This window comes from Mycolicibacterium arcueilense, from assembly GCF_058536225.1.
The window spans coordinates 168,915-180,500 of sequence record NZ_JBZTYL010000026.1 but is presented as its reverse complement, the minus strand read 5'-3'; the positions used below and the strand labels follow the sequence as shown (position 1 = coordinate 180,500).

11 protein-coding genes are annotated in these 11,586 nt (G+C 64.5%); 4 read left to right on the top strand and 7 right to left on the bottom strand.

Annotated features, from left to right (window positions below; genetic code table 11):
• Nucleotides 1–8 precede the first annotated feature (8 nt).
• From AC4LGL_RS25085 to AC4LGL_RS25075, 3 genes are all read left to right on the top strand, one after another.
• Nucleotides 9–1,292, top strand: a complete 1,284-nt coding sequence (locus AC4LGL_RS25085; RefSeq protein WP_088304691.1) for a cytochrome P450 — start codon at nucleotides 9–11, stop codon at nucleotides 1,290–1,292.
• A gap of 172 nt (nucleotides 1,293–1,464) precedes the next feature.
• The gene (locus AC4LGL_RS25080) at nucleotides 1,465–1,938 is read left to right on the top strand and encodes a hypothetical protein (RefSeq protein WP_055115868.1); all 474 of its coding nucleotides are present in this window, start codon (nucleotides 1,465–1,467) and stop codon (nucleotides 1,936–1,938) included.
• A gap of 15 nt (nucleotides 1,939–1,953) precedes the next feature.
• Nucleotides 1,954–2,388 carry an Rv2576c family protein gene (locus tag AC4LGL_RS25075; RefSeq protein ID WP_088304716.1) on the top strand — a complete coding sequence of 145 codons (435 nt, stop codon included), beginning with the start codon at nucleotides 1,954–1,956 and terminating at the stop codon, nucleotides 2,386–2,388.
• Between the two features lie 75 nt (nucleotides 2,389–2,463).
• Here AC4LGL_RS25075 and AC4LGL_RS25070 read toward each other — a convergent pair whose 3' ends face one another.
• Nucleotides 2,464–2,835, bottom strand: a complete 372-nt coding sequence (locus AC4LGL_RS25070; RefSeq protein WP_044524129.1) for a hypothetical protein — start codon at nucleotides 2,833–2,835, stop codon at nucleotides 2,464–2,466.
• A 213-nt stretch (nucleotides 2,836–3,048) separates the two neighbouring features.
• Here AC4LGL_RS25070 and AC4LGL_RS25065 point away from each other — a divergent pair, with 213 nt between their 5' ends.
• The gene (locus tag AC4LGL_RS25065; RefSeq protein WP_055115870.1) at nucleotides 3,049–3,558 is read left to right on the top strand and encodes an Rv2253/PknI dimerization domain-containing protein; all 510 of its coding nucleotides are present in this window, start codon (nucleotides 3,049–3,051) and stop codon (nucleotides 3,556–3,558) included.
• 72 nt (nucleotides 3,559–3,630) lie between these two features.
• Here AC4LGL_RS25065 and AC4LGL_RS25060 read toward each other — a convergent pair whose 3' ends face one another.
• The 6 genes from AC4LGL_RS25060 to AC4LGL_RS25035 are packed head-to-tail and all read right to left on the bottom strand — an operon-like array spanning nucleotide 3,631 to nucleotide 11,585.
• A complete protein-coding gene (locus tag AC4LGL_RS25060) occupies nucleotides 3,631–5,373 on the bottom strand; it encodes an MCE family protein (protein WP_135359022.1) in 1,743 nt (580 codons plus the stop codon).
• Entirely contained in the window at nucleotides 5,374–6,744 is a 1,371-nt protein-coding gene (locus tag AC4LGL_RS25055; RefSeq protein ID WP_135359023.1) for an MCE family protein, read from the bottom strand.
• Nucleotides 6,741–8,204 carry an MCE family protein gene (locus tag AC4LGL_RS25050; protein ID WP_135359024.1) on the bottom strand — a complete coding sequence of 488 codons (1,464 nt, stop codon included), beginning with the start codon at nucleotides 8,202–8,204 and terminating at the stop codon, nucleotides 6,741–6,743. Before AC4LGL_RS25050 ends, AC4LGL_RS25055 begins: the two co-directional genes overlap by 4 nt.
• Nucleotides 8,204–9,286: an MCE family protein gene (locus tag AC4LGL_RS25045; RefSeq protein ID WP_135359253.1), complete on the bottom strand. Its 1,083-nt coding sequence runs from the start codon at nucleotides 9,284–9,286 to the stop codon at nucleotides 8,204–8,206. The genes AC4LGL_RS25050 and AC4LGL_RS25045 overlap by 1 nt, the downstream gene beginning before the upstream one ends.
• Complete coding sequence (locus tag AC4LGL_RS25040) at nucleotides 9,286–10,311, bottom strand: MCE family protein (protein WP_055115879.1); 1,026 nt, start codon at nucleotides 10,309–10,311, stop codon at nucleotides 9,286–9,288. Before AC4LGL_RS25040 ends, AC4LGL_RS25045 begins: the two co-directional genes overlap by 1 nt.
• The gene (locus AC4LGL_RS25035) at nucleotides 10,308–11,585 is read right to left on the bottom strand and encodes an MCE family protein (RefSeq protein ID WP_491841121.1); all 1,278 of its coding nucleotides are present in this window, start codon (nucleotides 11,583–11,585) and stop codon (nucleotides 10,308–10,310) included. The genes AC4LGL_RS25040 and AC4LGL_RS25035 overlap by 4 nt, the downstream gene beginning before the upstream one ends.
• Nucleotide 11,586 lies beyond the last annotated feature (1 nt).

The following is an 11,586-nucleotide window of genomic DNA, read 5'->3' as shown; positions in this document are numbered from 1 at the left end:
CGCACATCATGAGCGAGACCAATTACGACACCATCGACTATTTCACCGACCAGTCGCTGGTACCCGACCCGCACCCGTACTTCGACCACCTGCGCAGCAAGTGTCCGGTCGTGACCGAACCGAACTACGGCGTCATGGCGATCACCGGGTTCGAGGAGGCCACCACGGTCCTCAAGGACACCGACACCTTCTCGTCCTGCATCGCCGTGGCCGGACCATTCCCGCCGCTGCCCTTCACGCCTGAAGGCGACGACATCACCGAGCAGATCACCGCGCACCGCTCGCAGATGCCGATGTTCGAGCACATGGTGACCATGGACCCGCCCGACCACACCAATGCCCGTTCCCTGCTCAATCGGCTGCTCACGCCGCGCCGGTTGAAGGAGAACGAGGACTTCATGTGGCGGCTCGCCGACCAGTGCCTCGACGATTTCATCGCCGACGGCAAGTGTGAGTTCCTCAGCGCCTACGCAAAGCCCTTCTCACTCCTGGTGATCGCCGACATGCTCGGCGTGCCGGAAGAAGACCACGAGGAGTTCCGGACCGTGCTGGGCGCCCCCCGGCCCGGAGCTCAGGTGGGCTCCCTCGACGGCGACCTCGTGGCCAGCAATCCATTGGAATGGCTGGACGAGAAGTTCATCAGCTACCTCGAGGACCGGCGCAAGGAACCCCGCGACGACGTGCTGACTGCACTCGCCACGGCGAACTACCCGGACGGCTCCGTACCGCCCGTCATCGAGGTGGTCCGGTCGGCGACCTTCCTCTTCGCCGCCGGCCAGGAGACCACCACCAAGCTGCTCTCGGCCTCGCTGCGCGTACTCGGCGACCGCCCTGACATCCAGCAGGCCCTGCGCGACGACCGTAGCCGCATCCCGACCTTCGTCGAGGAAGCCCTCCGGATGGACGCTCCGGTCAAGAGCCAATTTCGGTTGGCCAAGAAGAACACCAAGCTCGGCGACATCGACGTTCCCGCGGGCACCACCATGATGGTGTGCCCGGGCGCGGTGAACCGCGACCCGGTCCGCTTCGAAGACCCGCACACCTTCAGCCTCGACCGCAAGAACGTGCGCGAGCACATCGCGTTCGGCCGCGGCGTGCACAGCTGCCCGGGTGGTCCGCTGGCCCGCGTCGAGGGCCGGGTGTCGTTGGAGCGGATCCTGGACCGCATGGCCGATATCGCCATCGACGAGGAGTTCCACGGCCCCGCCGACGATCGGCGCTACACCTACGAGCCGACCTTCATCCTGCGTGGCCTGACCGACCTGAACATCACATTCAAGCCGGTGCGCTGACCGCGCGGCTCGACTGACGATTTCGCGGATCTCATCTTCGCCGTATTTGTTATTCTCCAATCGCGAGAATGACAATCTCTCTGGCGAAGATGAGATTCCGGTTTCAGCACGGTGAAGCGTGTTCTCGTTCTATAGTCAGCCGACCAGTGCTCCGATCCGTGGAGGTGTGCCTGTGAAGTCCAGCTTGATCCGCGTGGCGATGAGCGCCGCGCTCGGGTTGGGGACAGCAATCGCCTTGGCGCCGCCATCGCAGGCCATGTATTTCGGCAACTACAACCTCAACATGCCGGATCGCAGGGATTTCCACACCTGGATCTGGTCGGCCATCACGCCGTGCCGCGATCCGGGGTCGGACGTCCGGCAGCACGACTGCATCACCATCCGGACGATCCCGCAGCCGGTCGCCAAGGCTGTCCCCAACACGGGGAACGCAAAGCTGGTCGACGGTCGCTACACCTTGACGATCGATGAGTTCTACGGCCTGCGGTGCGGGGACATCTACTATGGACCGACGATTCCGACCCATGATGTGTACACGTGGGACGCGAACACCCTCGCGGGCGAGATGGTGTCCACGTTCGACGCGGGTTGCGACGGCGCTCCCGGTGGCTCATTCACCTACCCGTTCACGCTGACGAGGATGTGACCGATGCGCCATCTGATGAGCCGAGCCCTGACCTTCGCGACGGCCTCCGCGCTGGCGGCCGGCGCGATCGCCACGGCCGCACCGGCATTCGCCGACGATCCGGAACCGGTGGGACCGCCGCTGCGTCACGTGCAATACACCGTCACCGCCGATGCGCCGTACTGGGCTCACATCTATTACCGCGACACCGATCCGGTTCAGTTCTCGGACTACAGCCACAATCCGTATCAATTCAGCCCGAGAGCCGACGTGGACGTGGCACCGGACAAACCATGGGTATTTGATGCCATGCTTGCGGATCCCGACCTGTGGGCCATGGTGCTGGTACAGAGCGGCGAGTCGCCCAATCTCCCCACGCCCGGGTTCAACTGCAAACTGGCGGTCGACGGCGTGGTGGTCAAGACCAACAGCGGCCCCAAGGGCGCGCTGTGTTCGATCCGGAACTGGTAGACCCCAGCTCAAAGCCGAATGGCTTGGGGGCGACGCGTTTCGCGTCGCCCCCAAGCCATTTCTACAGTTCTTGACTCAGGCGTCGCCGCGAAGCCAGCGCGTCTCACCGTTCATCGGGACGCAGCTCAGGAACAGGCCGTCCGGGGCCTGCGCCACCGAGTTCTGTTCGTTGATGCACAGACTGTTCTCGTCGCGGATGCCCACCATGGGTGGCGACCGGAACCACCGTGGCTCGTAGCGCCGCGGGGAGCCGCAGAACACCAGGCGTCCCCAACCGTTGCGGGCGTCCACGCCGAACACGTAGTAGGAGGTGTTGTCGCACGGAGCGCCGAGTACTGCGTTCGGGTTGATCCCCGGCGTGCAAAAAGCGTCATTACACGTCTGCGGTCCCGCGTTCGCCTGCGGAGCAGCCAGCATCCCGGCGACAATCACTGAAGCGGTCGCCATCACCGTCACACGCACGTTGCTACTTTCGCATAGCTGGAAATTAAACTCTCAGTTTTGGAGAATATTACTACGAAGCACCCGCCGCTGGTCCCCAAGCCGACAGCGTGATGGGCTGGCGTCGCCGAATCGATCATGGACCCGGCATTGATAGTGATATTCTCCCAAACTGAGAACATGGCTACCGCCTCGTCAGGCCGGCCAGAAGGAGCGTCCATGTCTGTCTCCCGGGTGAGTGCTGGTGCGGTGGCCATAGCCGCAGCGGCAGTTGTCGGCCTGAGCGGCGCCGCCCCCGCGGTCGCCGGCGAGCAATGGGGTATCAACGGCACTTTTGCCACATCGTCCAACGGCGAATGGGCCAGGATCAACGACCGCTACGAGAACCAGCCCTCCACCCGTAGCACGTGGACCATCTCGACCCAGTGCATCTCCCCCACCGAATGCAGCGGCACGGTGAACAGCGACGCGGGCTGGAATGCACCCATCTACACGACCAACGGCCTCTGGTACGTCAAGCGGGTCGTACCCAACTGGCGCTTCTGCGCCGACGGCACCCCCGTCGAGGGCATGCAGATCTACAAGATCTACCCGGTGGGCTTCGACGGCCACGTGGACCTGGCCTCGACCGAATACACCGGCGAGGACGTGACCACCGGCCCGAGCGGCTCATGTGGGCGCAACCAGTGGCCCGCCGTCCGGATGCCGTTCTACATGCGGCCCGCCTAGCCGAAAACCACACACAGACAAAAGAACTGGCCCCGGGCGGTTGCCCCGGGGCCAGTTCTTTTGGTATCCCGCCTACGTCGGCATCAGGTCCTGCCATGACTTGGGTGCGGACACCAGATCTGTCTGCTTGTATAGGTTGCCGTCAGGACCCATGTACTCCCCGGTGCGGGGGTTGTACTTCGCGATCGCCACCGACGGCCGGTTTCCGGCACCGCCCTCGAAGGCACTCGGCGCAACGCCTGGTTGTGCGGGCATGGGTAGCTCAGGCGCGTCCGGGAACACCCCCTGCCCGTGGGGGACGGGCGGAATCTCGGTCGCTTGTGGCTGGTCCGCCGCAGGCACGGGTACTGCGTTGGGATCTCCTGGCGGTGGCGGTGGCACGCCGGGCACTGGCGGCTCCAGGTACATCGGCTGCCCCGGCAGCATCGACCCCGGATTGGTCCCGGCGAAGTTCGGCGCCGGCTGCGGTTCGGGCGCTGCGCCCGGCGGCGGAGCCGTCACCCCCGGCGGCAGCGGAGTGCCCCCGAGCGGCCCGAAGATCTTCTCGTCCGGTAGCACCCGGGTATCCGGAGGTACGCCCTGGGCGATCAGGCTGGGGTCAAGCGGGTACGGGCCGAGCGCATGCTGGCGCTGCGCGATCGGCTGGAAACCCTTTGGGTCGTTACACAACTCGACCGTGGGCGCCCGCTTGCCCGGATGCCCCATGCACGGGTAATTTCGCGCACCGCGGACACCGATCGGGGAATCCTGCGGCAGCTTGCAGTAGATGTTGTCCGGTGTGTCTATGACGGTGGTGTCGGCCGGTGAGCGCCAGGCCGACGGCGGCAGGAAGCCCACCGTGCAGGTCGGCGGATCACCCAGGCCCAGCGAGAAGTCTGCCATCGGCAGACCGCTCGTATTGTTGGTCGGCGCGTAGGTTTGCAGCTGGGCAACGTACGGCGGCAACAACACCAACAACTGCTCGATCGACGGGTTGTAGGTGACCGCGATCTGGCCGAACGTGGTCAGATTCGCCAGCAGGATCGGCAGGGTCGGCTTGATCTGCTCGAGCAGCTTGGTGGTCTCCTGGGCGAACCCCGGGCCGTTGCGCAGCAGCGAGCGCACCTCGGGATCGTTCTCGGCGACCTGCCCGGTGATACCGGCCATGCTGGCCGCCCAAGTCCGGATCGAATCGGTGGTCTGGGCCTGCGCATCGAGGAAAGGCTTCGAGTCGTCGATCAACGCACGCGTCTGGTCGGAAACCGCATTGGAGTCCCTGGTGATCGTCGATGCCGAGTCCAGCAACGAGCCGAAGTCGTAGCCGGTTCCGTTGAACGCGTTGTAGGACTCGTCGAGCAGCTGGCTCAGCTTGTCCTTCGGGATGGTGTCCACCAGGGCGCTGAGCTGATCGAGCATCGGTCCGACCTGCTGCGGAATCTTGGTGTTCGACATCGCGATCACCGACCCGTTGTCTAGGTAGGGCCCAGAGTTGGTGCGCGGCAACAACTCAACGTACTGCTCGCCGACCGCCGACATGCTGCGGACCTCGGCGGCCAGATCCGCAGGCACCTTTGGCGAGCGGTCCAGGGACAGCGTCGCCTCAGCCCCCTTGTCGGTCAGCTCCACCGACGTGACCTTGCCGATCTGGGACCCGCGATAGGTGACATTGCCGAACTGGTAGAGACCGCCGGTCGCCGGCAGTTCCATCTTCACGGTGATGCGACCGATGCCGAGCAGCGTCGGCACCTGCATGTAGGCGAACAGCATGACGGCCACACCGACCACGGAGGCGACGGTGAAGAGGATCAACTGAGTCCGGATGAAGCGGGTGAGCATTTATCCGCCACCCCCTGTCGATGGAGTAGGTGCAGTAGGTGGTGCCGGCTGCTCAGCTGAAGCCGGACCGCCTTGCTGCGCATAGGGTCCGGCGAACACGGATGTCGATGGACTCGACGGTGCAGCCGGCTGCGCCATGCCACCGGGCATGGTCATCGGCGCCGGAGGCACCACCGGGAGCACCGGGCCCGAGTAGGTCGGCGCTGGGAGATCCGGTGGTGGCGGTCCGTCCGGAGCCGGCGGCAACCCATCCGGCGGCGGCGGAGCGACCCCGGTCTTGAGCGGGTCATAGGTGTAGTTCAGGTATCCCGGATCCCCCGGCACCGGAACGTTCTGCGCGTCCCCCTGCTCCCAGCGGGTCCCCATCATCAGGCTGCGCTTGAGGTGCGGGATGGTCATGTCGAAGTACGCGAACAGGTTGTAGTAGTCCCCTCGGATCACCCGGTCCATGAAGCTCTGGGTGAACGGGAAATGCGGGGCATATTCGAGCGCCGCAGTCAGGTCTGGCCCGACGTTGGCCAGCGCCTTCAGCGCGGGCTCCAGGTTCTTGAGGTTCCTGACCAGATCAGCCTGCGACTCATTGACGAATTGGTTGGCGGTGGCACTGAAGGTTCCGAGCTTCTGAAGCGCGGTGGTGAATCGCGGCCGCTCCTTGATCAATACGTCGAGTGCCGGCGGAATCTTCTCCAGTGCGCGCGTGATGACATCGCGTTGCCCGGCGAAGGTCGAGGCCAGCTGATTCAGGCCCTGGATGGACGCGACAATGTTGTCGCGCTGGGCATCCAGCGCCCCGACGAAGGTATCCAGTCGGGTGAGCAGGTCGCGGAAATCAGTTTCCCGGCCGTTGATCGCAGCACTGAAGTTGTGGATGATGTCGCCCATCTGTCCCAGGCCGCCGCCGTTCACCACGGCGGCCAGCGAGGACAGCGTCTGCTCTGTTGTCGGATATGTCGACGAGTTGTTGAGCGCAATCGTCGCGCCAGGAGCGAGCTCCCCCTCGGGAGCCTGACCTGCCGGCGGGTTGATCGCCAGATGCATCGAGCCCAAGAGGCTGGTCTGTCCGATGGTGGCCACCACGTTGGCCGGCACCGCAACTCCCGGCTGCACCGAGAACTCGACGTCGGCGTGCCAGTCCTTCACTGACAGGCTCCGCACGCTGCCGACGACGACGTCATTCATCATCACCGGTGAATTCGGTTCCAGCGTCGCCACATTCGCGATCTCGACGTGGTAGACGCTGGAGTCCGCCCCACGTCCGACCGCCCCGGGGAGGGGCAGCGAGTTGACGCCCTGAAAGGCACACCCGCTGGCGGTCAACGCGACGCAGGATCCGACGGCGATCGCCAGTCGTACCGGCTTTCCCCTGCTCATGCTGGAGGCGTCCCTTCTGCTGGTGCGGGGGCCGCAGGCGCCGGGGATTCGGCGGCCAGCGGACCGGGTGGCGGCCCCGGAGGCGGTCCCGGCTGTCCGCCAGTCGGATTGAGCATGTCCGACACCGTGTTCGGCATGTTGGGCGGATAGAACTCGCCACCCGGCAAGAGCTGCTGGGCTCCTGGCGGCGCCACCCCGGGCTCCCGGCCGGTGAACGGCGGAGGCGGTTCGGGCCCCGGGTTGTAAGCCGAGATCGCCGGTGGAGTCTCGGGAGCGGTAGGTGACCCACCCTCGCCGCCGGGCATCAGACTCGGTTCGGAGTACTCGAGCTGCTCGGGGCTTGCCGACGGCATCAGGTACGGCGAGATCGGGAACGGCAGGTAGTTGAAGTTGATCAGCCGCAATGCCGGCCCGAGGTACTGCGAGCAGAGCTTCGCGGTCTCCGGTGCCGTTGTGTTCTCCACGGCACCGATGGCGCCGCAGATGAACTCGACCGGATTGGAGAAGTTGTTCATCACGAACTGGCCGACAGCGCTGCCCGTGTCCGGGTTGTAGATGTTGTAGCCGTTCATGAACGCGTTGGGTGCGACGTGAAGTAGCTGCTCGATGTGCATCTTGTTGTCGACCAGGTTCTGCGTGACATTGGCCAGCCGCTGCACCTGTTCGGAGGTCTGATCACGGGATCCCGCGACGAATCGCTGCACCTCGACGACCGCGACCGACAGGTTGGTCAGCGCCGCGTCGAGGTCGGATCGGCTGCCGTCGACCACACTGGTCAGGGTCGCCAGCCGATTCTGGAACTGCACCACCTGCTGGTTGCTGTCCCGCAACGCGGTGACGAACGTCTGCAGGTTCTTGATGATGTCGACGATGTTGCCGCTACCCTCGGCCAGCACTCGGGCAACGCCGGACAACTGCGAAATGGTCTGGCGCAGTTTGTCTCCGTTGCCGGCCATCGCATCGGCCGTGCTGTTGATGAACCGGGACACCGACGTCCCGTCGACGCCGCTTTGTGGCCCCAGGTCGGTGGACAGCCGCATGAGCTGTTCCTTTACCTGATCCCATTCCACCGGAACGGCGGTGCGGTCCAGTCCGATCACCGCGTCGTCAGGCAGCGTCGGGCCACTCGACCGGTACGCCGGCGCCAGCTGTACATAGCGTGCGGCCACCAGGTTCTGGGCCACGATCACCGCTTTGGCGTCCGCGGGAATCGGTACGTCGTGGTCAAGCTTGAGGGTCACCCGGGTCTGGACGCCCTCGGGTTTGATGGACTCGATGGTGCCGACCTTGACGCCGGACACCCGGACGTCGTCACCCGGATAGACGCCGGTGGCCGAGGTGAACATCGCGGAGATGGTCTTCTGCCCGAAGAATGTCTGACGCAGCAGCACTACCGTGCCGACGACCAACAGGGCGACCAACGTCACCGCAAGCCACTTACCGAGACGACTGCGGTTCATCAGCGCGAACCTCCCGGAATTCCGTTGTAGGGCAAGGGCAATTCGGCCCGCGGGCCGGCATTGTCCGGTGGCTGGCCGGCATTCGTCCCCCGCCGGAATCCGAACGCGTAGTCCATGAACGGCTGCAGCAACTGTGCGGGCTGCAGGTTCGGAACATAGGCGTTGTAGTAGGCACCGTTCGCCAGCGTCTCGGCCTGAGACAGCTGGAACTTGTTCAAGTTCGGCAACGCCTTGGTGATGTTGTCGCGATTGCGTTCCAGCATCGCGGTCACCGAGTTGAGCCGCTTGAGTGTCGGCGCCAGCTGTGCCTCGTTGTCGGCGACGAGTCCAGACAGTTGCTGCGAGACCGCGGCGGTGTTCGCCAGCAGGTCGACGATGGCCTGGCGCCGGTCGTTGAGCACACCGAGCAGATCATTGGCGTTGAGGATCAACGTGTTCAGCTGGTCGCTGCGCTGCGATAACACCACGGTCACGTCGCTGGCACTCTTGAGCAGGTCGGCCAGACTCTCGTTGCGCCCGTTGATCGATTTCGACAGCCGACTCAGGCCGTCGAACGTCGGCCCGAGCTTCGGCGCGACCTGATCGACGGTCGCCGACAGCGTATCCAGGGACTGGTTCAGCGAAGCCGTATCGGTACCCGCCGAATTGGTGGTCAGGTCACTGACGGCGTCGGTCAGCGAGTACGGCGACGACGTCCGTGACGTGGGGATCACGTCGGTGGTACGCAGCGTGCCGGCGCCGTCGGACTCCAACGTCAGCACCCGCTCACCCAGCAGCGAGCCGGTACGGATATGCGCCGTCGTCAGCGACCCCAGCGGGTACTTGCCTTCGGTGGTGAACGTGACCAACGCGTCGCCGTTCTCCAGCGACACGTCGGTGACCGCACCGATCTTGATTCCGGACAAGGTGACGTCGTTGCCGGCGGCGATACCGCCGGCCTCGGTGAACAGTGCCTGATGGCGCACCGAGGATGCCCACTGCTGCAGCCTTTCGGGCTGGAGGCCGACGGCGATGATGAGCATCATCAGCACGACGCCGATGAAACCTGCCTTGATCAGGTTTGATTCGCGGTACTTGAGCATCAGGGCTCCGCGCACCTCCCGCCTTCTTGTTTGATCATCGGGAAGTGCGCAGTGCGCCCCTGTAGATCGGTGACACGGATGGAAAGTCCGCAGATGTAGTACATGATCCAGCTGCCGTAGGAGCCCAGCCGGGCCAGCTTGCGGAAGTTGTCAGGGGCCTTCTGCAGACCCCGGTCCAGGACGATCTGATGGTCATCGAGCAAAGGCGCCAGCCGGTTCATCTGGTCGACGGTGCCCTTGAGCGGTGGCCGTGCCTCAGTGAGAAGACTTGCGAGCGAGGCAGTTCCGTTGTCGAGCTGAGTCACCGCGGTGCCCAGCGGGTCGCGGTCCTGCGACAGACCGCTGATCAACTGTTCGAGACGGTCAACGGTTCCGTCGAACTTCTTACCGTCCTTGGCCAGCGTGCCGACCACCGAGTTCAGGTTGTCGATCAGCTGCTGGATGACCTGGTCGTTGTTGGCCAACGTGTTCGAGAACGACGAGGTCTTGCTCAGCAGCGAATCCAGGGTGTCGCCCTGCCCTTGGAAGATCTGGATCAGCGAGGACGTCAACGCATTGACGTCCTGGGGATTGAGTCCCTGGATCACCGGACGCAGGCCGCCGAGCAGCAGATCGAGGTCCAGCGCACTTGCGGTGCGGTCCTTCGGGATCTGAGAGCCTGCGGGCAGCAGTTTCGTCGAGCCGGGGCTGTCGACCAGTTCCAGGTAGCGGTCCCCGACCAGGTTCAGGTAGCGAATCGCGGCCTTGGTGCTCGTTGTCAGGGCAACGCTACGGTCGGTGTCGAAGTCGACCAGGACCGACTTGTCCGGTTGCAACGAAACGCTTTTCACCGTACCCACTCGGACCCCGGCAACACGCACCGAGTCCCCGGCCTCCAGTCGGGAGGCATCGCCGAACACTGCCGAGTAGCCCGAGTAGGAACCGCCGCGGTACTCCGAGAACGTCATGAACAGGAAAGCTGTGAGAACCGCCATCACCACCGCGAAGGACGCGAACTTGATGAATGTGCTTCTGCCGCGCGTCATCCCGGTTGTCCGATCTGCATGGTGTTACGTGGCGGACCGTCGAGCGGACCGAACAGAATCTGCTTGAGCCCGTCGGAGTTGAGCAGGATGCCCTGGTTGCCGTACTTGAACGGGTTGGCGTTGGTATCGGTGACGAGGTACTTGGCCTTGTTGCCGAATCCGATGTACGGCAGGCCCATGCAGTGCGGGCCGCCCTTGGCTGCCACCTTGGGTAGGTTCTGCGGGTAGCGGTAGCGCTCGATGCCCAGGGTGAATGCCACGTTGACCACAACGCCGGGTTCCATCTGCGGCGGCTGGTGGTAGAGGTACAGCATGCCCTTGAGGCCGCACTCGATTCCGGGTGCGTACTCGTTGAGCAGATCGGTGGTGGGTGCCAACAGGTTCAGCGTGGTGCTGAGCGCCTGCCGGTTGCCGCCGATGACGTCGTTGCCGGCGTCGGCCAGGCCGATCGAGCTGACCAGGAAGTTGTCCAGGTTCTGCTGCTCGGCCACGATGCTGTCGCTCAGCTTGTTGGTGTTTTCGACGGTCCTGAGCAGATCGGGTGCCGCGTCACCATAGGCCCGTGATACCGCAGCCATGCTCTCGATGTCGCCGGTCAGATTGGGCAGGCTCGGCTCGATCTTCTTCAATACCGCATCGAAGTCGGACAGGGACTGCCCCATCGCCTCCCCGCGTCCGGAGAAGGCTGAGGACAGCGCGCCCAGGGTTTCGTTGAGCTTCGCCGGGTCGATCTTGTTCAACACATTGGTCAATTGCTGGAAGACCGTGTTCATCTCGACGGTGACATGGTCGCCCTGCAGGATCTGACCGGGGCGGAGCTTGTCGGACGACGGCTTGTCCGGTGCAACAAGCTGGACGTACTTGGCGCCGAACACTGTCGTCGAGGCGATATCGGCCTGAACGTTGTCGGGGATCAGGCGAAGCTGGGACGGGTTCATCGCCAGGTGCAGCACGGCCTTGCCGTCGGCGCGCTGCTCTATCGAGCTGACGGTGCCAACCTGCACGCCACGCATCTTCACCTTGGCGTCCGGGTTCATCACCAGGCCCGCCCGGTCCGAGATCAGCGTGATGGGCTCAGTCTTGGTGAAGCTGCCGCGGAACAGCGCGACCGCCAGGCCGAAGATCAGACCTATCGCGACCACGGTCGCCAGGCCTGCCAACGGCCGCGCGGAGCTCCGCGCGCCGAAGCTGCGTCCGGGTCGTGCCGCCACCGGCACTGCGCTACTTGTGGTTTCGGACCGGTGGGCTGGACCCGGTCCTACGTTTCGTGTCAAC